This is a genomic window from Enterobacter cloacae complex sp. I3, from assembly GCF_014896175.1.
GTDB lineage: Bacteria > Pseudomonadota > Gammaproteobacteria > Enterobacterales > Enterobacteriaceae > Enterobacter > Enterobacter bugandensis.
In genome coordinates this window covers 164,741-186,648 of record NZ_JADBQZ010000008.1, presented here as the reverse complement: position 1 = coordinate 186,648, position 21,908 = coordinate 164,741, and the positions used below count along the sequence as shown (strand labels likewise).

General features: G+C 52.9%; 23 protein-coding genes. 18 read left to right on the top strand and 5 right to left on the bottom strand.

Translation table 11 applies throughout. From position 1 onward, the window contains the following. The first annotated feature begins 51 nt into the window (after positions 1-51). The 16 genes from thpR to IM271_RS08315 all read left to right on the top strand — a co-directional run bounded on the left by thpR (position 52) and on the right by IM271_RS08315 (position 14,343). Positions 52-606 carry an RNA 2',3'-cyclic phosphodiesterase gene (gene thpR / locus IM271_RS08390; RefSeq protein ID WP_045259483.1) on the top strand — a complete coding sequence of 185 codons (555 nt, stop codon included), beginning with the start codon at positions 52-54 and terminating at the stop codon, positions 604-606. Continuing rightward, positions 596-1,300, top strand: coding sequence for a DNA/RNA nuclease SfsA (sfsA, locus tag IM271_RS08385; protein WP_193052438.1), 705 nt, complete (start codon positions 596-598; stop codon positions 1,298-1,300). Before thpR ends, sfsA begins: the two co-directional genes overlap by 11 nt. Before the next feature lie 176 nt (positions 1,301-1,476). Next, positions 1,477-1,932, top strand: a complete 456-nt coding sequence (dksA, locus tag IM271_RS08380) for an RNA polymerase-binding protein DksA (RefSeq protein ID WP_013095632.1) — start codon at positions 1,477-1,479, stop codon at positions 1,930-1,932. Positions 1,933-1,991: 59 nt separating this feature from the next. After that, positions 1,992-2,882: a tRNA glutamyl-Q(34) synthetase GluQRS gene (gene gluQRS / locus IM271_RS08375; protein WP_049000540.1), complete on the top strand. Its 891-nt coding sequence runs from the start codon at positions 1,992-1,994 to the stop codon at positions 2,880-2,882. 42 nt (positions 2,883-2,924) lie between these two features. Continuing rightward, positions 2,925-4,322, top strand: a complete 1,398-nt coding sequence (gene pcnB, locus IM271_RS08370) for a polynucleotide adenylyltransferase PcnB (protein WP_028015552.1) — start codon at positions 2,925-2,927, stop codon at positions 4,320-4,322. Beyond that, positions 4,319-4,798 (top strand): 2-amino-4-hydroxy-6-hydroxymethyldihydropteridine diphosphokinase, encoded by a 480-nt coding sequence (gene folK / locus IM271_RS08365; protein ID WP_047367349.1) that lies wholly within the window; start codon positions 4,319-4,321, stop codon positions 4,796-4,798. Before pcnB ends, folK begins: the two co-directional genes overlap by 4 nt. Before the next feature lie 123 nt (positions 4,799-4,921). Then, on the top strand, positions 4,922-5,713 hold the full coding sequence (gene panB, locus IM271_RS08360; protein WP_193052437.1) for a 3-methyl-2-oxobutanoate hydroxymethyltransferase: 792 nt from the start codon (positions 4,922-4,924) through the stop codon (positions 5,711-5,713). A gap of 11 nt (positions 5,714-5,724) precedes the next feature. After that, positions 5,725-6,576: a pantoate--beta-alanine ligase gene (gene panC, locus IM271_RS08355; protein WP_008501942.1), complete on the top strand. Its 852-nt coding sequence runs from the start codon at positions 5,725-5,727 to the stop codon at positions 6,574-6,576. A 32-nt stretch (positions 6,577-6,608) separates the two neighbouring features. Beyond that, positions 6,609-6,989: an aspartate 1-decarboxylase gene (gene panD / locus IM271_RS08350; protein ID WP_003856284.1), complete on the top strand. Its 381-nt coding sequence runs from the start codon at positions 6,609-6,611 to the stop codon at positions 6,987-6,989. A gap of 399 nt (positions 6,990-7,388) precedes the next feature. Next, positions 7,389-7,976 carry a fimbrial protein gene (locus IM271_RS08345; RefSeq protein ID WP_047367348.1) on the top strand — a complete coding sequence of 196 codons (588 nt, stop codon included), beginning with the start codon at positions 7,389-7,391 and terminating at the stop codon, positions 7,974-7,976. Between the two features lie 62 nt (positions 7,977-8,038). Further along, positions 8,039-8,776, top strand: a complete 738-nt coding sequence (locus IM271_RS08340) for a fimbrial chaperone (protein WP_193052436.1) — start codon at positions 8,039-8,041, stop codon at positions 8,774-8,776. 65 nt (positions 8,777-8,841) lie between these two features. Further along, positions 8,842-11,421 (top strand): outer membrane usher protein, encoded by a 2,580-nt coding sequence (locus IM271_RS08335; protein WP_193052435.1) that lies wholly within the window; start codon positions 8,842-8,844, stop codon positions 11,419-11,421. A gap of 13 nt (positions 11,422-11,434) precedes the next feature. Continuing rightward, complete coding sequence (locus tag IM271_RS08330; protein WP_047367345.1) at positions 11,435-12,013, top strand: fimbrial protein; 579 nt, start codon at positions 11,435-11,437, stop codon at positions 12,011-12,013. 23 nt (positions 12,014-12,036) lie between these two features. Then, positions 12,037-12,594: a fimbrial protein gene (locus IM271_RS08325; protein WP_193052434.1), complete on the top strand. Its 558-nt coding sequence runs from the start codon at positions 12,037-12,039 to the stop codon at positions 12,592-12,594. Beyond that, positions 12,594-13,226, top strand: coding sequence for a fimbrial-like protein (locus IM271_RS08320; protein WP_370532089.1), 633 nt, complete (start codon positions 12,594-12,596; stop codon positions 13,224-13,226). The genes IM271_RS08325 and IM271_RS08320 overlap by 1 nt, the downstream gene beginning before the upstream one ends. 34 nt (positions 13,227-13,260) lie before the next feature. Continuing rightward, entirely contained in the window at positions 13,261-14,343 is a 1,083-nt protein-coding gene (locus IM271_RS08315; RefSeq protein WP_193052432.1) for a fimbrial protein StkG, read from the top strand. 1 nt (position 14,344) lies between these two features. On the opposite strand, the gene IM271_RS08310 is transcribed toward IM271_RS08315, so the two are convergent. The 4 genes from IM271_RS08310 to IM271_RS08295 all read right to left on the bottom strand — a co-directional run bounded on the left by IM271_RS08310 (position 14,345) and on the right by IM271_RS08295 (position 17,894). Further along, positions 14,345-15,592: a polysaccharide deacetylase family protein gene (locus IM271_RS08310; RefSeq protein ID WP_193052431.1), complete on the bottom strand. Its 1,248-nt coding sequence runs from the start codon at positions 15,590-15,592 to the stop codon at positions 14,345-14,347. A gap of 63 nt (positions 15,593-15,655) precedes the next feature. Beyond that, a complete protein-coding gene (locus IM271_RS08305; RefSeq protein ID WP_049000526.1) occupies positions 15,656-16,096 on the bottom strand; it encodes a PTS sugar transporter subunit IIA in 441 nt (146 codons plus the stop codon). Positions 16,097-16,200: 104 nt separating this feature from the next. Further along, positions 16,201-16,971: an ABC transporter permease gene (locus tag IM271_RS08300; RefSeq protein WP_023334536.1), complete on the bottom strand. Its 771-nt coding sequence runs from the start codon at positions 16,969-16,971 to the stop codon at positions 16,201-16,203. After that, a complete protein-coding gene (locus IM271_RS08295; RefSeq protein ID WP_028015540.1) occupies positions 16,968-17,894 on the bottom strand; it encodes an ABC transporter ATP-binding protein in 927 nt (308 codons plus the stop codon). The genes IM271_RS08300 and IM271_RS08295 overlap by 4 nt, the downstream gene beginning before the upstream one ends. Before the next feature lie 107 nt (positions 17,895-18,001). Here IM271_RS08295 and can point away from each other — a divergent pair, with 107 nt between their 5' ends. Further along, on the top strand, positions 18,002-18,664 hold the full coding sequence (gene can / locus IM271_RS08290) for a carbonate dehydratase (RefSeq protein WP_014882586.1): 663 nt from the start codon (positions 18,002-18,004) through the stop codon (positions 18,662-18,664). Positions 18,665-18,725: 61 nt separating this feature from the next. On the opposite strand, the gene hpt is transcribed toward can, so the two are convergent. Next, a complete protein-coding gene (hpt, locus tag IM271_RS08285; protein WP_032644976.1) occupies positions 18,726-19,262 on the bottom strand; it encodes a hypoxanthine phosphoribosyltransferase in 537 nt (178 codons plus the stop codon). A gap of 208 nt (positions 19,263-19,470) precedes the next feature. Between hpt and IM271_RS08280 the strand changes: the two genes are divergently transcribed. Continuing rightward, positions 19,471-21,861 (top strand): glucose/quinate/shikimate family membrane-bound PQQ-dependent dehydrogenase, encoded by a 2,391-nt coding sequence (locus IM271_RS08280; protein ID WP_049000524.1) that lies wholly within the window; start codon positions 19,471-19,473, stop codon positions 21,859-21,861. The last annotated feature ends 47 nt before the right edge of the window (positions 21,862-21,908 follow it).

Here is a 21,908-nt window from a genome sequence, read left to right as displayed (position 1 = left end):
TTAGTCGGCGTACATTGTAGCATCGGCGCATATCATTACCGAGTCCCCCGTATGTCTGAGTCGAAACGGCTGTTTTTTGCCATTGAATTGCCCACCACCCTACAGCGGCAAATCGTTCGCTGGCGCGCGGAACATTTTCCACCGGAAGCGGGCCGGCCCGTTGCGGCGGCAAACCTGCACCTGACGCTGGCCTTTTTGGGTGACGTGAGCGCCGAAAAACAGCGGGCATTAGCCGCCATGGCCGGGCGTATTGTCCAGCCGGCGTTTACGCTGCACCTTGACGATGCGGGTCAGTGGCTGCGTTCGCGCGTGGTCTGGCTGGGTACGCGCCAGCCGCCGCGCGGGTTGTTACAGCTCGCCAATATGTTGCGCGCGCAGGCAGCGCGCAGCGGCTGTTACCAGAGCCCGCAGCCGTTTCATCCGCACGTCACGCTGCTGCGCGATGCCGGTCAGGCTGTTGCCATTCCGCCGCCGGGTTTTCACTGGGCTTTTCCGGTTAATGAATTCGCGCTTTATGAATCTGTCTTTGCACGGGGACGCACCCGCTACAGGCCGCTACAGCGCTGGACGTTGGGCGACACCACAAGGAATTCCGATGAAGTATAGTCCTGCACTCCAGTCCGCCACGCTGATCCAACGCTACAAACGCTTCCTCGCCGACGTGGTGACGCCGGAAGGCGAAGAGCTCACCCTGCACTGCCCCAACACCGGCGCCATGACCGGTTGCGCCGCACCGGGTGACACGGTCTGGTATTCCACTTCAGAAAATACTAAACGCAAATATCCCCATACCTGGGAAATAACCGAAACGCAAAACGGGGCGTTTATTTGTGTTAATACTCTGCGTGCAAATCAGCTGGTTAAGGAAGCGCTGACGAATGGCGCCATTCCCGAACTGGTGGGTTACGGTACGCATAAAACAGAAGTGAAATACGGCGATGAAGGCAGCAGAATTGACTTCATGTTACAGGCGGAAGGCCGTCCTGAGTGCTATATTGAAGTAAAATCAGTGACGTTAGCGGAACAGGAAAACGGCTTCTTTCCGGATGCGGTAACGCTGCGCGGGCAGAAGCATCTGCGAGAGCTAATGAGTGTTGCGGCGGCGGGCAAACGCGCCGTATTGCTGTTTGCGGTGTTGCATACAGCGATTGAACGGTTTTCCCCTGCCCGCCATATCGATCCTAAATACGCACAACTGTTGAATGAGGCACAAAAGCAGGGGGTAGAGGTTTTAGCTTATAAAGCGGAACTTTCTGCCGATAATATGACTCTGAGATCGTCTCTTCCCATTGTCTTATAAGGGATTAGACGATTGATGAATAAGTGTTCTGGCCGCGTGCGCAAATACGCTTTTCCTCACAGGCTTGTCAAGTGTTACGTTTAGATAATTGCCATACGGAAAAGCATCTGCTATTTATAGCGACCTGATTTTTCCCCCAACACGGGGATCGATAGTGCGTGTTAAGGAGAAGCAACATGCAAGAAGGGCAAAACCGTAAAACATCGTCCCTGAGTATTCTCGCCATCGCTGGGGTGGAGCCGTATCAAGAGAAGCCGGGCGAAGAGTATATGAACGAAGCCCAGCTGTCGCACTTCAAGCGTATTCTTGAAGCATGGCGTAATCAACTCAGGGATGAAGTGGATCGCACCGTTTCGCATATGCAGGATGAAGCTGCTAACTTCCCGGATCCGGTAGACCGTGCCGCTCAGGAAGAAGAGTTCAGCCTCGAACTGCGTAACCGTGACCGCGAACGCAAGCTGATCAAAAAGATCGAGAAAACGCTGAAAAAAGTCGAAGACGAAGATTTTGGCTACTGCGAATCCTGCGGTGTTGAAATCGGTATTCGTCGCCTGGAAGCGCGTCCAACCGCCGATCTGTGCATCGACTGTAAAACGCTGGCCGAAATCCGCGAAAAACAGATGGCCGGCTAACGCCAGCGCTGTTTATACACTTCAAAGGCGGGAGTCTCTCCCGCCTTGTTACTGTTGATATGTCTGAATCACACTATATCGGGCGCTTTGCGCCATCTCCTTCCGGTGAATTACACTTCGGCTCATTAATTGCCGCGCTTGGCAGCTACCTGCAGGCTCGCGCCAGTCAGGGTAAATGGCTCGTCCGCATCGAAGATATTGACCCTCCGCGTGAAGTTCCCGGTGCTGCAGACACCATTCTGCGTCAGCTGGAACATTACGGTCTTCACTGGGACGGCAACGTTCTGTGGCAGTCACAACGTCATGAGGCTTATCGGGAACGTCTGGCCTGGCTCAGCGCTCAGGGGCTCTCCTATAACTGCACCTGCACCCGCGCGCGTATCCAGAGCGTGGGAGGTGTGTATGACGGCCACTGCCGCACGCTGAATCTTCCCCCGGAAAATGCCGCCGTACGCTTGCTACAGCGCGCGCCCGTCACCCGCTTCCACGATCGGCTCTCCGGTGAGATTAGGGCAGATGAACGTCTGGCATGTGAAGATTTTATTATTCACCGTCGTGATGGTCTGTTTGCGTATAACCTGGCGGTGGTCATCGACGATCATTTCCAGGGCGTGACGGAAATTGTGCGCGGGGCGGACCTGGTCGAACCGACCGTACGGCAAATCTCGCTTTATCATCAGTTTGGCTGGACGGCGCCGGATTACATTCATCTGCCGCTGGCGGTCAATGCGCAGGGCGTTAAGCTCTCCAAGCAAAACCACGCCCCGGCCCTGCCAGACGGCGATCCGCGTCCTGTTTTGATCGACGCGCTGCGATTTCTCAACCAGAATGTAACCAACGAATGGCAGGATCTGCGCATTGACGAATTGCTGAAAATAGCCATTGCCAACTGGACGCTCGCGGCAGTGCCAAAAATCCAGCATTCTCAAATGCGTTGCGCTGAGCTATGATTAGCCGCTTTTTTCATAACAAAACACACTACGAGGTGTACCATTTTTACCCGAGTCGCTAATTTTTGCCGTAAAGTGCTAAGCCGCGAAGAGAGCATGGCGAACGACGCTATTGCACAGCCACACATGTCGGTTATTCCGCGTGAGCAGCACAATATTTCCCGCAAAGATATCAGTGAAAATGCCCTCAAGGTACTCTATCGTCTGAATAAAGCGGGCTACGAGGCCTATCTCGTTGGCGGTGGGGTGCGTGATTTACTGCTGGGCAAAAAACCGAAAGATTTCGACGTGACGACCAGCGCCACGCCCGAGCAGGTGCGTAAATTATTCCGCAACTGCCGTCTCGTTGGCCGCCGTTTCCGTCTGGCTCACGTGATGTTTGGGCCGGAAATCATCGAAGTGGCGACCTTCCGCGGCCACCACGAAGCGGGTGCATCCGACCGCACCACGTCACAGCGCGGCCAGAACGGTATGCTGCTGCGCGACAATATCTTCGGCTCTATCGAAGAAGATGCCCAGCGTCGCGACTTCACCATCAACAGCCTTTATTACAGCGTGGCGGATTTCACCGTGCGTGATTACGTCGGCGGCATGCAGGACCTGAAAGAGGGTTTGATCCGCCTGATCGGCACGCCGGAAACGCGCTATCGTGAAGATCCGGTGCGCATGCTGCGCGCCGTGCGTTTTGCCGCCAAGCTGAACATGCGCATCAGCCCGGAAACCGCAGAGCCGATCCCGCGTCTGGCGACGCTGATTAACGACGTGCCGCCTGCCCGCCTGTTTGAAGAGGCGCTGAAGCTGCTGCAGGCCGGCTACGGGTTCGAAACCTACAATCTGCTGCGCGAATACAACCTGTTCCAGCCGCTGTTCCCGACCATTACCCGTTACTTCACCGAGAACGGCGACAGCCCAATGGAACGGATGATTGCGCAGGTACTGAAAAATACCGACACCCGCATCCATAACGATATGCGCGTGAACCCGGCATTCCTGTTTGCGGCAATGTTTTGGTACCCGCTGCTGGAAACGGCTCAAAGAATCACCCAGGAGAGCGGCCTCGCCTATTACGATGCCTTCGCGCTGGCCGCGAACGATGTATTGGACGAAGGGTGCCGCACGCTGGCTATCCCAAAACGTATTACTACCCTGGTGCGCGACATCTGGCAGCTTCAGCTGCGCATGTCCCGCCGTCAGGGCAAACGTGCCTGGAAGCTGATGGAGCATCCAAAGTTCCGCGCCGCCTTCGACCTGCTGTCGCTGCGTGCGGAAACTGAACGCAATCAGGAGCTGCAGCGCCTGGCGCAGTGGTGGGCCGAATTCCAGGTTTCCGCCCCGCCGGAGCAGAAAGATATGCTGACCGGGCTGGATGAAGAACCTGCCCCGCGTCGCCGTCATCGCCGTCCGCGCAAACGCGCACCGCGTCGTGAAGGGACAGCATGACCCTCGCGTATATCGCCATCGGCAGCAATTTAGCCTCTCCACTGGAGCAGGTGAATGCTGCCGTACAGGCGCTGGGTGAGATCCCGCAAAGCCGTATCGTGGCGGTCTCCTCCTTCTACCGCACGCCGCCGCTAGGCCCGCAGGATCAGCCTGATTATCTGAACGCCGCCGTGGTGCTGGAAACATCCCTCGATGCCGAAACGCTGCTGGACAACACTCAGCGCATCGAACTGCAGCAGGGGCGCGTACGCAAAGCCGAACGCTGGGGGCCGCGCACGCTTGATCTCGATATTATGCTGTTCGGCCATGAGGTGATTAACACTGAACGCCTCACCGTACCGCATTACGACATGAAAAATCGTGGCTTTATGCTCTGGCCGCTCTTTGAAGTGGCGCCCGATCTCACCTTCCCGGAAGGCATCCCGCTCAAGGCCGTTCTGGACAACCTGAACGCGGAAAGACCCGCTCGCTGGTGATCCTCTTTCCTCACCGGTTGACCACAAAATAATTGTGGTTAATCGGTTGCCTAAAATCATTGTTCCCTCGAATGTTACTGTTAGAATGCGCAAAGATTCGCTTTTGGGCTATCAGGAAACAGTATGAAACCAACCACCATCTCCTTACTGCAGAAATGCAAACAGGAAAAAAAACGCTTCGCCACCATCACCGCGTATGACTACAGCTTCGCCAAACTGTTTGCCGAAGAGGGTATCAACGTCATGCTGGTCGGAGATTCGTTAGGGATGACGGTACAAGGACATGATTCAACCCTGCCGGTCACGGTCGAAGATATTGCATATCACACCCGTGCGGTACGCCGCGGTGCGCCAGGCTGCCTTCTGCTTTCCGACCTGCCGTTTATGGCCTATGCCACGCCAGAGCAGGCATTTGAAAACGCGGCGGCAGTGATGCGCGCTGGTGCTAACATGGTCAAAATTGAAGGCGGCGCCTGGCTGGTGGAGACGGTGAAAATGCTCACCGAACGCGCCGTGCCGGTGTGTGGTCATTTGGGCCTGACCCCGCAGTCCGTCAACATCTTTGGCGGGTATAAGGTGCAGGGCCGCGGCGACGCAGCGCAGACGCTGTTTGAGGATGCCCTGGAGCTGGAAGCCGCTGGCGCACAGCTGCTGGTGCTGGAGTGCGTGCCGGTTGAGCTGGCGAAACGCATCACCGACGCACTCTCCATTCCGGTGATTGGTATTGGTGCAGGCAACGTGACCGACGGTCAGATTCTGGTGATGCACGACGCCTTTGGTATTACAGGCGGGCATATCCCGAAATTTGCCAAAAATTTCCTCACTGAAGCGGGCGACATGCGCGCTGCGGTCAGGCAGTATATTGCCGACGTTGAATCCGGTGTTTACCCGGGTGAAGAACACAGTTTCCATTAAGGAGTCTCGTTGTGCTAATCATTGAAACCCTGCCGCTGCTTCGCCAGCATATCCGCCGCGCGCGTCAGGAAGGTAAACGTATCGCACTGGTCCCGACCATGGGCAATCTGCATGACGGCCACATGAAGCTCGTCGACGAAGCCCGTGCGCGAGCAGATATCGTGGTGGTCAGTATCTTCGTGAACCCCATGCAGTTTGACCGCGCCGACGATCTGGCACGCTATCCGCGCACCCTGCAGGAAGATTGCGAGAAGCTCAAAAAACGCCACGCGGATATCGTCTTCTCACCTGCACCGGCGGACGTTTACCCGCAGGGTACCGAAGAGGCGACCTACGTTGACGTCCCGGGCATTTCTACCATGCTGGAAGGAGCAAGCCGTCCGGGCCACTTCCGCGGCGTCTCCACCATCGTCAGCAAGCTATTTAACCTGGTGCAGCCGGACGTTGCCTGCTTCGGTGAGAAAGATTTCCAGCAGCTGGCGCTGATCCGCAAGATGGTTGCTGACATGGGTTACGATATTGAGATCGTCGGCGTACCGATTGTGCGTGCGAAAGACGGTCTGGCACTCAGCTCGCGGAATGGTTACCTGACCGCCGAACAGCGTAAAATCGCGCCGGGCCTGAGCAAGGTTATGAACACCATGGCAGAGCAGATGCTGGCAAAAGAGTTAACAGCAGAAGAGATTATTGCCCTTGCCGAGCAGGCGCTTAACGATAAGGGCCTTCGTGCTGACGACGTACAAATTCGTGATGCTGATACGCTGCTGGAATTAACTCAGAACAGCAAGCGCGCAGTCATCCTGGTGGCGGCATGGCTCGGCCAGGCACGCCTGATTGACAATAAAGTGGTTGAGCTGGCGTAGTTCTTCACCCTTGATAATTAAAGGTAAACGTAATGATTCGCAAAATGCTGCAAGGTAAGCTTCACCGTGTGAAAGTCACCCAGGCCGACCTGCACTATGAAGGCTCCTGCGCCATTGACCAGGATTTTCTCGACGCGGCGGGTATCCTTGAAAACGAAGCGATTGATATCTGGAACGTGAACAACGGTAAACGCTTCTCTACTTATGCGATTGCCGCCGAGCGCGGTTCTAAAATCATCTCCGTTAACGGCGCTGCGGCGCACTGTGCGGACGTGGGCGACATTGTGATCATCGCCAGCTTCGTGATGATGTCTGACGAAGAAGCCCGCCGCTGGCAGCCTAAAGTGGCCTACTTCGAAGGCGACAATGAAATGAAGCGCACCGCAAAGGCGATTCCGGTTCAGGTTGCCTGATTCCAACAAGGAGCGGAACCCTCTGGATCCGCTCCTTAACGGGAAAAAACACATCATTCTGAATTATGTAAATAGCATCTCTTTACTCATTTCACTTATTTTCACCTCTCTTTTCGCGTCTCCTTTCTTAAATAAACATTCCCCTCAATTATATACAAAGGGAAAATGATCAATGTCATTAATAATCCAAGCCTGCCAATAGCATATCAACGCAATAAAAAATAACCCCCAGTGTTTTTTTTGAGATCATTTTCAAGATCTTTTTCAATGACTTATCAATCTTTAATTTTTTCTAATTATAACTTTTAGTAATTCTAAATACCCAACGTATACAGAGATCCCTATCATCATTTTGCTTGTATTAAATCATTACAATGTTTTTTAAATGGAATTTCAATTATGTTAAAAAAAACGTTATTAGCTTCAGCTGTAGCTTTGTTTGCAGTAGGTTCTTTTTCAGCAATCGCAGATACGGATCTTGGTTTAATCACCTTTGATGGTGCGGTAACAGACACAACATGTAATATTTCCACCTCTAATGGTGAATCACAAAGCAATATTACTATTACCTTACCCGTCGTTAAAAAATCTGAAGTTGAATCCACAACTATTGATACTGGCGTCGGTTCCAAAAACTTTGAACTGCTGCTCACCAATTGCCCTGAAACATTAAAGAATGCCTCTGCAAGCTTCATGTCAAAAAATATGGGCGCTATTGCGAACGGTACTATTGAACCCGATGCTAACGTACAAGGCTCTGCAACCAACGTTGCACTTGCCCTGTTTAACAATGCCCCAACCATTTCATCTCGTATTATGGTAGGCCAGCCTGACAATAATACGCAGAAAACAGACCTGAAAGCCGGCTCCGGTAAACTGTTCTACCGCGTTGCTTATGTCCCTGGCTCCAATTGGGTGAAAGATACTAGCCCTGTGCAGTCAGGTAAAGTTAGCGCCAACGCTTACTTCACCATGAGCTACGAATAATTTTATTCGTCCTGTTAATGTGCCCAGCCGGGCACATTTTTTCGTATTATTTGAGAGTAGACATGTACTTACTGAATATTAAGAGCGGATTAAAAGCCCTGCTGCTGGCCTCGGTGAGCGTTTTTGCTCTTAACGCCAGTGCAGATATTGTGATTTCCGGCACCCGTGTCATTTATCCAGAATCAGCAAAAGACGTAACGGTGTCTATGGATAACCGTGGCACCAGACCTTTACTGGTACAAACCTGGCTCGATGACGGAAGAGATACCACTAATCCTCAAGAGCTGAAACTTCCCTTTATTGTCACGCCTCCTGTTTCGCGTGTAGAACCGCAAAAAGGGCAAACGGTCAGAATCACCTGGCTTGGTCAGTCATTGCCAAAAGATAAAGAATCCCTGTTCTGGTTTAACGTTCTGGAAGTTCCGCCAAAGGCAAAGGAAAGCGATACGCAAAGCATGCTTCAGCTGGCATTCCGTACCCGCATAAAACTCTTTTTCCGGCCTACAGGTTTGAAGGGAGAACCGGCAGACGCGGCTAAAAATCTTAAATGGACTGAAACCCGGCAAGGTCAAAATATCGTTTTAAGTGCGAAGAATGATTCACCTTATTATGTATCACTGGCGGGGGCTACGCTTATTGCTGGTGCTAAAAACTACGATATTGAAACGCATTATATTGAGCCATTCTCAAGTCAGACTATGAACGTAAAAAATCTTAATACCTTGGGGTATAACAAAATAACCTGGCAAGCCATCAATGATTTCGGTGGGATTGATAAGTATGAATCCATACAGAATTGATTATTTATCCGCCTCGTAGCATTCGGAATAACTATAATTGGCTTAACTCTGGGACAGAGTACATCATGCGGTTTAAACGTTCACTACTATGTTTATCGATAAGTGCGGTATTGCCGTTTTGTGCATTTGCTGCTGAAAATAATAAAGAAGAAGACGTGCAGTTTAACGATCAGTTTCTTTATAACACCGGTACATCAATTGATGTCAGCCGTTTTTCAAAAGGCAACCCTGTTCTTGCCGGGACGTATAAGGTGAAGGTGGTTATTAACGGAAAACCTTCCATTACCACGGATCTTGTGTTTAAGGAGAATGGTACACCGCGCGCTACGCCCTGCATCACGCGTAAACTGCTCACCCAGACAAATGTAGCAACCGAGCAACTTAAACCAGCCGGGGATGATTCCGAGGATACGTGCATCTCCGTGTCGGACGCCTATCCCGGCTCACGCGTGGCTTACGATCCTTCCACACAGGAGTTGGACCTTTCTATTCCCCAGGCTTTCGTCATTCAGCGCCCGGCGGGATTTGTCGATCCTTCACTTTGGGAAGACGGGATCCCGGCGGCGATGCTCTCCTGGGATCTTAACGGCTGGCACGCGGACACGTCTGATTACAGCACCGATACGGCCTACGCAGGGTTGCGCTATGGAGCAAACCTGGGCCCGTGGCGGCTCCGGGCACGAGGTAATCTGAACTGGGATCGGGATTCCGGTAGCCATTACGCCAGCCAGGACATTTATCTCCAGCGTGATATCACGCCGCTGAAAGCACAGTTTATCGCGGGAGATTCCTACACCCGTGGAGATGCTTTCGATTCCATTAGTCTGCGCGGGGCGCGTTTATATAACGATGATCGTATGCTTCCTAATGGCATATCGACTTATGCGCCGGTGATTCGGGGTGTGGCAAACAGCAACGCCAAAGTCACGATCGCCCAGAGCGGAAACACGATTTACGAAACCTCCGTCCCGCCGGGGCCCTTTGAAATCTCAGATCTCAGTACGACGGGTTATGGCAGCGATCTTATCGTCACTGTAGAAGAAGCGGATGGCAGCAAACGTTCCTTCTCGGTCGCGTATTCCTCGGTCGCACAAATGCTGCGCCCGGGCTACTCCCGATGGGATGTCGGCGTGGGTGAACTGCGTGATGATAACCTACGTGACAAGCCAAAGGTAGGTTACGCCACGGGCTATTATGGATTAAGCAATACCTTCACAGGTTATGCGGGTCTGGAGTACACCGATAGCGATTTTTACGCCGCATTGGTGGGTTTGGCTATGAACACCCGCATTGGCGCATTCGCCTTTGATGTCACGCATTCAGATGCCCGGATCGACGGCTTACGGCATCTTAAGGGTGAGAGTTATCGTATCTCCTACAGCAAACTCATGGAAGCCACGAATACCTCTTTCAACGTAGCAGCATACCGGTTTTCGACATCTGACTATCTCAGCCTGAGCGATGCAGCTTCCTTGACCAACGAGATCAAATACCGTGACAGGGAGCTTAACCCTGACCGCGATAACAGCGATGTGTACCAGACTTTCCAGCGCATGAAGAACCAGATCCAGGTGAACATCAGCCAGCCGTTGGCCTTTAACGGCCTTGATTTGGGATCGCTGTATGTCAACTCCACCTGGCAGGACTACTGGAATGAAAGCAGCTCATCAGCGCAGTACTCGGTTGGCCACAGTCAATCGTTAAGCTGGGGAAGTTACAGCCTCTCCGTGCAGCGCACCTACAACGAGTTCGGGGAAAAAGATGATAGTGTCTATCTGAGCCTCACAATTCCTTTCGACACGCTGATGGGTAACGGCAAGCGTGCAGGCGGGTTCTCATCCCTCACCACGGGCATCGGCAGCGATCTAAAAGGCGGTGGAAGTTTTAACGCCAGCGCCAACGGCAACACCGAAGATAACCGGTTCAGTTACAGCATCACTGAAAGCACCACGCGTAACGACGATACGTTAAATCAGCTAAGCGGTTACGGGAGTTATAACGGCCCGCATGGACCGGTAAGTCTTTCCGTCTCCGCGTCCGATGACGATAGCCGACAATATTCCGCCAGCTATAGCGGCGGGATGATTCTGCACTCTGGTGGCATAACACTCGCCCCTGGCAGCATTAGCGAAAGCGATACGCTTGCGCTGATTAAAGCTGAGGGAGCAGAAGGTGCCCGAGTTTCCATCGGTAACGGTGAAATTGGCTCTTCAGGCTATGCCCTTATGCCCTATCTGTCTGCCTACCGTGAAAACAACGTCGGTCTTGATATCAGCGATATGCGCCCTGACGTTGAAGTGAAAAATACCCGTTCCACTACTGTCCCGCGTAGCGGTGCCGTTGTGCTGGTTAATTTTGAGACCGATCAAGGGCGTTCAGTGTTAATGGAACTGACGCGTGACGACGGTGGGTTTATTCCGCTAGGTGCCGATGTTCAAACGGAGCAAGGCGTATCCGTTGGTAGCGTAGGCCAGGCCGGGCAAGCCTGGATTCGCGGAATTGAAGATAAAGGGTTGTTAAAAATCGTCTGGGGAAGTGAGTCCGGCACATCCTGTACTGTCTCCTATCAGATTCCGCCCAATGCGAAAAAGATTGGACCAACAACGCTGCTGACAGGCCAGACCTGCCGCATCACAGTATTATAAAAGGAGTTAGAGCATGCTTTTTAAACCTGGGAAAAAAACAGGATTATGGGTATTAAGTTCGAGTCTGATGGCGCTGTCGCTTGGAACATACGCCGATAATCTCGATATTACCTTTACCGCTAATATCCGTGACACCACCTGCGATATGAAAATTGAAGGTGGCAGCGGTGATGGCTCCAGCAACGTTATTCCCATTGGCACCGACGGCAAGGTGCGCCTGGATTACATCATCCTCAAAAATGCCAAAGCAACAACAAATTTTAAACTCAAAATGGTCTCATGCCCTTCGAGTCTGACAAAGCTGAACACGACCATTAGCGGTAGTGCCAGCCCACTGAATACGGCAATTAAAAATTCACTCTCCGGTGAGGGCAGCGCAGAAAATATTGGCGTGGCGATTTCCCGCACCGCCACTCCGGATGCCCCTTTTGTCATTAATTCATCCACTGATACTCAGCGCCTCGTCTGGTCGAGCGGAGAAATAAGCGCCGGTGAAGTTCAACTCCTGGCGACGCTGGTGGAAACTGCAAGCGGGCAAGGCATGACCGGCAACTTTAGCGGTATCGCTACGTTTAATTTCACCTATGAATAACTGGCGCAATACGGAGCGTTAATATGAAAAAGAAAATGACATCACTGGTGTTTGCGATGACTGCCATCCTGCCTTCCGTTTGTTTGAGCGCCATTACGGGTACGACGAGCGTTCAGGCCACCTTTACGTCCACCATTGAAGCCGGAACCTGTAATGCCGAGATTCAGGATGCGAGCGGGGCTCCCATTAGCATTTTGCCGTTTGGCGATGTATTTAAGTCCGATCTGGTGAGCCAGAACCGAACAGAGGCATTCAAAATCGCGTTCACTAACTGTGCCGGGGTCAAAAATGCCTCCGTTCAAGCCACGCCGGGTGCTGGCGGGTCCTGTACTGGCAATGCCAAAAATGGGAACTCATATGCAGCCGGGCATAACGTTGGTTTTGAAATCTGGAAAGGTTCTGTCGACTCAGGTTCCCTGCTGAACTGCGCCACGGCCCCAACTTCTATCGTCAACATGTCTAACGGGGCGGGAAAATTTGAAATGGATGCGCGCATCGTTATTGCTAAAGATAAAACCATTTCTGACGTGACCACTGGTTCGGTCAGCGCCCCTGTGACTTTTATCGTGACCTATCAATAATGTTTATTAAGACTGGTAGCTTAAACAGGATGTTCCACTCCCGCTTTAACTTTAGAAGTGCGATGTTATGGCTCGCCTGCTGTCTGGGGTTTCCCGCAGCAGGTTTTGCCTCGAGCCTGGAGATGGATATGACGGCAAACATCATCAACAATACGTGTCAGGTAAGTATTCCGAATGATGGCAAAGTCATTTTACCGATCGTTGGCAAAGGTTGGTTTTATAACTCTGACGGCAGCCCACGGCTACAACCCGGTGACGCAGCTGGGGGAACTCGCTTCGAAATACACCTGAAAAGCTGTGCGGAAAGTGAATCTGGACTGGCAAAAACCCTGCATTTTGAGTTTAAACCTCAAAGTGGGATAGTTATCGGAAGCTCTCAACAGGTGTTCGCCAATGAAATTCCCGCCTCTGGGGGGGGAGCAGAAAACGTCGGCGTTGTGATTTTCTCAGAAAAAGACAATACCAATGTGGTCAATGCGTCAGGAACGTCAGATGTTATTTTTGATGTATCTAACCAAACCGAAAGCCAGTATTTAACAAATTATAATTTCTATGACCGTTATCAAGACACAGGGATTGTCAGCGCGGGGAAAGTTACCACAAGCGTGCTGGTCAGCGTTATTTACAATTAAAATATACCAAGCATCCGATATAAGGAATTTTTGAATGTGTTATATAGCAGGAGCCGGAAAAAGTCATTTCTTCATAAAAGGTGCAGGCCTTGCTTTGTCAATTCTTGCAATAAGTTTTTCTGCATCGGCCGATTTGTATGAATGCAAATTTAATGGTTACAGTGTTCAGCCTATTTCGGATGTCAAAGGTGCAAAGCCCAAGATCGTTCCCCTGGAGAGCGTCAGCGCCCCAACAAAGATAAGTGGCATTATTGATTTGCAGGTGACTCCAGGCCTCTACTCCTATTGCACATGGGGTAATGATGGCGAGCGCGTCTATCAGAAAACGGACAGTACACTGGTCGTCGGTGGCGTGGACGGTAAAGCACTCTTTAAAACTAACGTAACGGGGATCGCCTATACGCTGGCCATGTACCCGCAAAACAACGCTTTTAATGCCTTTTTCCCCTCGACTACAGGAAGTTATGTAGAAACGGCCAATCAGGGAGATAATTCAGAACTGGTTAAAGCAGTATGGTGGTATGCCCGTATGGAATTTTATCAATTACCCTCATATGCTGGCGTGCCCGCAAGCGTCACACAGATTGGTCCAGTGGCCGGGAATATTGGCAATATTGTCGTAGGTAACCCCAACACATCAGATGAACAGGACCATGCACGTCCGTTAATCACGATACCCGATATGGCCTTCAATGTTCCTGTTGAAAAACCGACCTGCACTCTTACGGCCCCTAAAACCGTAGATCTGGGGGAGTATGATGTTTCCGATGTCGAGAACGATAACACGCAAAAAGTCTCTGCTACCGTGTCAGGGAATTGCACCAACACACGCAAAATTACGATGAAGTTGACCACCAGCAAGACAACCGGGACTGATGGCTCTTTACTCGCGAACACTGCATCGTCGAATGCGGCAAAAGGCGTGGGCGTGTTGCTGAAGTGGCCGGACAACAGCCTGGCGGTGCCTAATTCAACTAACAACTATGCGACAAAAGGGAACACTATCATCCCGTCATTTAGCAAGTCTCTCACGGCTCAGTTGGTTAAGTCTGGTACAGAAAAAATCACTTCAGGCACGTTCAGCGCCATCGGCACGTTGCAGATCACCTACGAATAGCTTATCCCTGCGGCTGATTGCTGATCAGCCGCGACATCGTCTCCAGCGAATCCGTTCTTAAGATATAGAGTCGTTTCAGTAAGAACGGATTATCCCCCGGCTTCACCTTCCCTTTCACTGTCGTCACCGCCAAATGAAAACCGGCATCGTTCGCCGCCTTGATCGCCTTATTGTCATAGCCACCAAACGGATAAGAAAGGTACAGCACGCGCGGGTTGAACTGTGACAGCGCGCGACGAGAACGCTCAAAATCAAACAGGATCACGTGATAGCTGCGGCTCAGTAAGATCGGGTGTTTATACCCGTCCACGCGATGCAGGAAGTGCGTGTGGGACTGAATATCGAAGACATCCTGTATACCCTTAATTTCCTGAACGCTCATAAACTGCAGCGATTTCGGGTCCCACTTCTGCGGATGGCCTTTGATACGTGACGAAATGATAAACGCCGTCGCGGTGAAGCCGTACTGTTTCAGAACGGGGTACGCGTAGCGGCTCACCGATTTCAGGCCGTCGTCAAAGGTGATCACCACCGCCTTCGCGGGCAGATTCATCTTGTTGCGCACGTAGCCTTCCAGCTGATACATCGTCAGCGTGGTGTACCCCTGGTCGCGAAGCCAGGTCATCTGGTTGCTGAACGCGCGCACGCTGGTGGTGGTGGAGGTATGGCGAAAACGGGTGTTCTCCTCATCGCGCAGGATATGGTGATAGGTCAGAACCGGAATGCCGTTATCTTCCTGCGCGTCCAGGCTGCTTATCCACGCCAGGCGGTTGCCGATGCGGATCTGATACCAGGTCTGGTTCAGGCGGTCTTTGAGTTTATTCAGAATGGGATAGCGCAGGTTGGCGCTCAGGGTGCCAAAGGGCGCGCTTCCGCTATTGGGCGCGTTATAGACGGGCGTATCTTTCCAGGTGATGAGATTCTGGTTACTGAGCGGCTTGTTCAGGTCGCCCAGGCTGTCCTCAACGCGCTGCTTGCCCTGCACTTTCTCAAGGTGGTCTTTATCAATAAAGCCGGTACCGAACCCGAAGCGAAATTCGTAATAATCCGCCGCGGCGGGAAAGACCGCGATGATCTGCCCTGCGCGAATATTGCCCACGTTAACCACAGAGTTACCTACCTGAGCCCAGATGGCAGCATCCTCAGTGGTTTGCATATATTGAGCAGGAAGCCCTTGCTGACTTATCAGGCTGGCAGACGCCCCGCCGGAAACCAGCAGCAAAAGGAGAAAGAACACGCGCATGAACATAGGATATAAATCGACACGGGAAATCAGTCGCCATTGTAGCAAAAGCGACATCAATACCAATGTTTAATGCTTATACAGATCGTGAAGCAGAACGAAAGGCGGGTTTTTCTGCTGCTGGTGCCACAGGCTGCTCACGCCCGGCGAGCCCTGCGCCACAATGGCATTTCGAAATTCAGCACTGCTTAATGAGGCGCGAAAAGGATACAGGGTTTCGAGTAAAGGCAGGTTGATACCGGAGATTACTTCACAGTTATTATGCTTGTGGCTAAGCAACGCCGCGGCCCGGTAAGGTGCGGCACCGGATTTATCGGTAAGAAAAATCACCCCATCACCGGTATCCGTTTCATGCAGGGCATCGCACATCATCCGGCTGAGCATGTTAGTGCTTAGCCCGCGCCAGTAGTTAACCACCCGGCATTGCGCCAGCGGGCCAAATTTGGCTTCAAGCGTGTCCAGCATGTCCTGCGCTCGTTCATCGTGGCAGGTGATCACCCATCCCAGCATAACTCTCTCCTTAGCAGGCAAGTAGTTTAGCGGAGTGAAGGTTTGCTTACGGTGATAACCGTCAAAGAAAGTGCCCGGCAACCAGAGCGTCGCCGGGCAGAGGGTTAACTACGCAGACCGCGCCCGCGCTGGATCAGATACCAGCACAGCAGGTAGAAGGCGATGATGAACACCACCAGCACCGCCACCGTGGTAAACAGCGGAACATCGGTAATGCCGAGGAAGCCAAAGCGGAAGCCGCTGATCATGTAGACGATCGGGTTCAGATGCGACAGCGCCTGCCAGAACGGCGGCAGCAGCGTCAGGGAGTAGAACACCCCGCCGAGATAGGTCAGCGGCGTCAGCACAAAGGTCGGGATCAGGCTGATGTCGTCAAACGTTTTAGCGAACACCGCGTTCAGCAGACCGGCCAGCGAGAACAGAATTGCCGTCAGCAGCAGAGTCAGCGCCACGAACAGCCACGAGTGTACCTGGAACGGCACGAAGAACAGCGAAATCGCCGTCACCAGGATGCCCACGCACAGCCCGCGCGCCACGCCGCCGCCCACGTAACCGGCTATGATGACGTGCGTTGGCACCGGCGCCACCAGCAACTCTTCAATATTGCGTTGGAACTTAGCGCTGAAGAACGACGAGGCCACGTTTGCGTAGGCGTTGGTGATCACCGCCATCATAATCAGGCCCGGCACGATAAACTGCATATAGGTAAAACCGTGCATCTCACCAATGCGGGAACCAATCAGGTTGCCGAAGATAATGAAATAGAGCGTCATAGTGATGACTGGCGGTACCAGGGTTTGCACCCAGATACGCATAAAGCGGTTAATCTCTTTCGCCCAGATACTTTTCAGCGCGACCCAATAAAGATGCGTCATGCCTTGTCTCCTTGTTTATCCTGCACCAGAGAGACAAACAGCTCTTCCAGTCGGTTCGCTTTGTTACGCATACTTAAAACCTGAATCCCCTGCGCGCTCAGCTGGGAGAACACGCTGTTGATCCCCTGCTCGCGCAGCACTTCCACTTCCAGCGTTGAGGTATCAACCAGGCGATACTGGTACCCTTCAAGCTTCGGTAGCGGGCTTTTTGCCGCCAGATCGAGAATAAACGTTTCGGATTTCAGCTTGGAGAGCAGATCCTTCATCGAGGTGTTCTCCACCAGCTCGCCGTGCTGAATGATGCCGATGTTGCGGCACAGCATCTCTGCTTCTTCAAGGTAGTGGGTGGTCAAAATGATGGTGGTGCCTTTGTCATTAAGATCCTTTAGGAAACCCCACATAGAACGACGCAGTTCGATATCCACGCCTGCGGTGGGTTCATCAAGAATCAGCAGCTTCGGCTCGTGCATCAGCGCGCGGGCAATCATCAGGCGGCGCTTCATCCCCCCGGACAACATCCGCGCACGTTCGTTACGCTTTTCCCACAGATCGAGCTGTTTCAGGTACTTTTCGCTACGCTCAAGCGCCTCTTTACGCTCAACGCCGTAATAACCCGCCTGGTTAACGACAATCTGCTGCACCGTCTCAAACGGGTTGAAGTTGAACTCCTGCGGTACCAGCCCCAGCTGGCGCTTGGCGTTTACCACATCTTTTTGCAGGTCGTAACCAAAGACGCTCACCCGTCCGGACGTTTTATTCACCAGCGAGCTGATGATCCCGATGGTGGTGGATTTCCCCGCCCCGTTCGGCCCCAGAAGCGCGTAAAAATCCCCGGCCTCTACTTTTAGGTCTATCCCGCGTAGCGCCTGAACGCCACCCGGATAGGTTTTTTTAAGCTGCTCAAGCTCCAGTGCAATTGCCATGAATTTAACTTACCTTCAGTTCTTACACACGTTGTGTGGTTTCATTAAAAGTCGGGTTACCCTATAGTAGCGCAACGCAATTACTCGGTTACAGGTCGCTAACCTCCATGAACGACATAGATACACTCATTAGCAACAATGCACTATGGTCAAAAATGCTGGTGGAGGAAGACCCCGGATTTTTTGGAAAACTCGCACAAGCCCAGAACCCGCGCTTTCTCTGGATTGGCTGTTCAGACAGCCGCGTACCTGCCGAGCGCCTGACCGGCCTTGAGCCCGGCGAACTGTTTGTTCACCGCAACGTCGCCAACCTGGTGATTCATACCGATCTCAACTGCCTTTCCGTGGTTCAGTATGCCGTTGACGTCCTGGAAGTCGAGCACATCATTATTTGCGGCCACTACGGCTGCGGCGGCGTGCAGGCGGCGGTTGAAAACCCGGAACTGGGTTTAATTGATAACTGGCTGCTGCACATCCGCGATATCTGGTTCAAACATAGTTCACTGCTCGGCGAAATGCCGCAGGAGCGACGCATGGACACGCTGTGCGAGCTGAACGTGATGGAGCAGGTATATAACCTTGGGCATTCGACCATCATGCAGTCGGCGTGGAAACGCGGGCAGAAGGTATCAATCCACGGCTGGGCGTACGGTATTCACGATGGCCTGCTGCGCAATCTGGAAGTCACCGCCACCAACCGCGAAACGCTGGAGCAGCGTTACCGTTCGGGGATTGCCAACCTCAAGCTTAAGCATGTGAACCATAAATAAAGCCGGGGGTTTTCGCCCTCTCCCCGTGGGAGAGGGTAGGAGTGAGGGCATCAGCCCGCAATTACTCGTCCAGCAATACCACTTTCCCAACATACGGCAGATGACGATAACGCTGCGCGTAATCAATGCCGTAACCCACCACGAACTCGTCCGGGATGGAGAAACCGACAAACTCTACCGGCACCTGCACTTCACGACGCTCCGGTTTATCCAGCAGCGTACAAATCGCCAGCGATTTCGGCTCGCGCAGGCTCAGGATCTCGCGCACCTTTGAAAGGGTGTTGCCGGAGTCGATAATGTCCTCAACGATCAACACATCTTTGCCACGAATATCTTCATCCAGATCTTTCAGGATTTTCACATCACGGGTTGTGGACATGCCGCTGCCGTAGCTGGAAGCGGTCATAAAATCGACCTCGTGCGGTACCTGCACTTCACGGCACAGGTCTGCCATGAACATGAAAGAACCGCGCAGCAGACCAACCAGCACCATTTCGCTGCCGCTGTCCTTGTAATGCTCGGTGATTTGACGACCCAGTTCGGCGATACGCGCTTTGATCTCGGCTTCCGGGATCATCACTTCAACAGTATGTTTCATATTACTAACCAAATGATTTTGATGAAAATCTTTCAATGCGGATGAATCTTGCTCCGGCATCGATACGCAAGCCAGCCATTATATCAGTAAATGGATAAGCCTGGCGTATGAGTTATAAAAAGCAAATATTGTGATTCCGATCACACTTGTTAACACCTATAATTAGTTGCTAGCAAATTATTAACAAAAACTGACGAGTACACTTTCTATGGCTGAAACAAACACTAAACAGCCGCGTCTACTGGTGACACTAACAGCGCTATTCGCCGCCTTCTGCGGCCTGTACCTGTTAATCGGTGGCGTCTGGCTGGTCGCGATCGGCGGCTCCTGGTACTACCCGATTGCGGGCCTGGTTATGCTTGGCGTAACCGTCCTGCTCTGGCGTAGAAAACAATCCGCACTGTGGCTGTATGCCGCCCTCCTTCTTGCCACCATGATCTGGGGCGTCTGGGAAGTCGGTTTCGATTTCTGGGCCCTGACGCCGCGCAGCGACATCCTGGTCTTCTTCGGTATCTGGCTGATCCTGCCGTTTGTCTGGCGCCGCCTGATTGTTCCTTCCAGCGGTGCCGTTGCAGCCCTGCTGGTGGCGCTGTTAATCAGCGGCGGCATTCTCACCTGGGCTGGCTTTAACGACCCGCAGGAGATCAACGGTACGCTGAACGCGGAGTCCACGCCTGCGGCAGCTATCTCGCAGGTCGCTGACGGTGACTGGCCTGCTTATGGCCGTAACCAGGAAGGTCAACGTTACTCCCCGCTGAAGCAGATCAACGCGGACAACGTGAAAAACCTGAAGGAAGCCTGGGTATTCCGTACCGGCGACCTGAAAATGCCGAACGATCCGGGCGAGCTGACCAACGAAGTGACCCCGATTAAAGTGGGCAACATGCTCTACCTGTGTACGGCGCACCAGCGTCTGTTCGCGCTCGACGCGGCCACCGGTAAAGAGAAATGGCACTTCGATCCACAGCTGAACTCCAACCCGTCCTTCCAGCACGTGACCTGTCGCGGCGTCTCTTACCACGAAGCGCGCGCCGATAATGCCAGCCCGGAAGTCATTGCCGACTGTCCTCGCCGCATTATGCTGCCGGTGAACGATGGCCGTCTGTTTGCCATCAACGCTGAGACCGGCAAGCTGTGCGAAACCTTCGCCAACAAAGGCATTCTGAACCTGCAGACCAACATGCCGGACACCACGCCGGGTCTGTATGAGCCAACCTCCCCGCCAATCATCACCGATAAAACCATCGTGATTGCCGGTTCGGTAACGGATAACTTCTCTACGCGTGAAACCTCCGGCGTTATCCGTGGTTTCGACGTGAACACCGGTAAACTGCTGTGGGCTTTCGACCCGGGCGCGAAAGATCCAAACGCGATCCCGTCTGACGAGCACACCTTTACCTTCAACTCGCCGAACTCCTGGGCACCAGCCGCGTATGACGCGAAGCTGGACCTGGTCTACCTGCCGATGGGCGTATCAACGCCGGATATCTGGGGCGGTAACCGCACGCCGGAGCAGGAACGTTATGCGAGCGCTATCCTGGCGCTGAACGCAACCACCGGTAAGCTGGCGTGGAGCTATCAGACCGTTCACCACGATCTGTGGGATATGGATATGCCGTCCCAGCCGACGCTGGCGGACATTACCGTTAACGGTAAAACCGTGCCGGTCATTTACGCTCCGGCTAAAACCGGCAACATCTTCGTGCTGGATCGCAGCAACGGTAAGCTGGTTGTGCCTGCCCCGGAAAAACCGGTTCCGCAGGGTGCGGCCAAAGGCGATTACGTCAGCAAAACCCAGCCGTTCTCTGACCTGAGCTTCCGTCCGAAGAAAGACCTCAGCGGTGCAGACATGTGGGGTGCCACCATGTTTGACCAGCTGGTGTGCCGCGTGATGTTCCATCAGCTGCGCTATGAAGGCATCTTCACGCCGCCGTCTGAGCAGGGTACGCTGGTCTTCCCGGGCAACCTGGGAATGTTTGAGTGGGGCGGTATTTCCGTCGACCCTAACCGTCAGGTGGCGATTGCCAACCCAATGGCGCTGCCGTTCGTTTCCCGTCTGATCCCACGCGGTCCGGGTAACCCGATGGAGCAGCCGAAAGACGCGAAAGGCAGCGGGACCGAAGCCGGTATCCAGCCGCAGTATGGCGTACCGTTTGGCGTTACCCTGAACCCGTTCCTGTCTCCGTTTGGTCTGCCGTGTAAACAGCCAGCCTGGGGTTACATCTCCGGTCTGGATCTGAAAACCAACCAGATCGTCTGGAAAAAACGTATTGGTACCCCACAGGACAGCATGCCGTTCCCGATGCCGGTTCCGGTGCCGTTCAATATGGGTATGCCAATGCTGGGTGGTCCAATCTCCACAGCCGGTAACGTGCTGTTCATCGCGGCAACCGCAGATAACTACCTGCGCGCGTATAACATGACCAACGGTGAAAAACTGTGGCAAGGCCGTCTGCCGGCCGGTGGACAGGCAACGCCGATGACCTATGAAGTGAATGGCAAGCAGTACGTTGTCATTTCTGCGGGTGGTCACGGTTCGTTTGGTACGAAGATGGGCGACTATATTGTCGCGTATGCATTGCCGGACGAAGGCAAATAAAAGCAAAACGGCAACGAAAGTTGCCGTTTTTAGCAATGCAGGCCGGG

Coding starts and splice junctions, on each gene's coding strand:
- IM271_RS08300 (WP_023334536.1), bottom strand. CDS start 16,971: ATGACGCATCTTTATTGGGTCGCGCTGAAAAGTATCTGGGCGAAAGAG.
- hpt (WP_032644976.1), bottom strand. CDS start 19,262: ATGAAACATACTGTTGAAGTGATGATCCCGGAAGCCGAGATCAAAGCG.
- gluQRS (WP_049000540.1), top strand. CDS start 1,992: ATGTCTGAATCACACTATATCGGGCGCTTTGCGCCATCTCCTTCCGGT.
- IM271_RS08320 (WP_370532089.1), top strand. CDS start 12,594: ATGTTTATTAAGACTGGTAGCTTAAACAGGATGTTCCACTCCCGCTTT.
- folK (WP_047367349.1), top strand. CDS start 4,319: ATGACCCTCGCGTATATCGCCATCGGCAGCAATTTAGCCTCTCCACTG.
- IM271_RS08305 (WP_049000526.1), bottom strand. CDS start 16,096: ATGCTGGGATGGGTGATCACCTGCCACGATGAACGAGCGCAGGACATG.
- dksA (WP_013095632.1), top strand. CDS start 1,477: ATGCAAGAAGGGCAAAACCGTAAAACATCGTCCCTGAGTATTCTCGCC.
- IM271_RS08315 (WP_193052432.1), top strand. CDS start 13,261: ATGTGTTATATAGCAGGAGCCGGAAAAAGTCATTTCTTCATAAAAGGT.
- IM271_RS08325 (WP_193052434.1), top strand. CDS start 12,037: ATGAAAAAGAAAATGACATCACTGGTGTTTGCGATGACTGCCATCCTG.
- panD (WP_003856284.1), top strand. CDS start 6,609: ATGATTCGCAAAATGCTGCAAGGTAAGCTTCACCGTGTGAAAGTCACC.
- IM271_RS08340 (WP_193052436.1), top strand. CDS start 8,039: ATGTACTTACTGAATATTAAGAGCGGATTAAAAGCCCTGCTGCTGGCC.
- IM271_RS08345 (WP_047367348.1), top strand. CDS start 7,389: ATGTTAAAAAAAACGTTATTAGCTTCAGCTGTAGCTTTGTTTGCAGTA.
- IM271_RS08335 (WP_193052435.1), top strand. CDS start 8,842: ATGCGGTTTAAACGTTCACTACTATGTTTATCGATAAGTGCGGTATTG.
- thpR (WP_045259483.1), top strand. CDS start 52: ATGTCTGAGTCGAAACGGCTGTTTTTTGCCATTGAATTGCCCACCACC.
- IM271_RS08310 (WP_193052431.1), bottom strand. CDS start 15,592: ATGTTCATGCGCGTGTTCTTTCTCCTTTTGCTGCTGGTTTCCGGCGGG.
- IM271_RS08295 (WP_028015540.1), bottom strand. CDS start 17,894: ATGGCAATTGCACTGGAGCTTGAGCAGCTTAAAAAAACCTATCCGGGT.
- can (WP_014882586.1), top strand. CDS start 18,002: ATGAACGACATAGATACACTCATTAGCAACAATGCACTATGGTCAAAA.
- IM271_RS08280 (WP_049000524.1), top strand. CDS start 19,471: ATGGCTGAAACAAACACTAAACAGCCGCGTCTACTGGTGACACTAACA.
- IM271_RS08330 (WP_047367345.1), top strand. CDS start 11,435: ATGCTTTTTAAACCTGGGAAAAAAACAGGATTATGGGTATTAAGTTCG.
- panB (WP_193052437.1), top strand. CDS start 4,922: ATGAAACCAACCACCATCTCCTTACTGCAGAAATGCAAACAGGAAAAA.
- sfsA (WP_193052438.1), top strand. CDS start 596: ATGAAGTATAGTCCTGCACTCCAGTCCGCCACGCTGATCCAACGCTAC.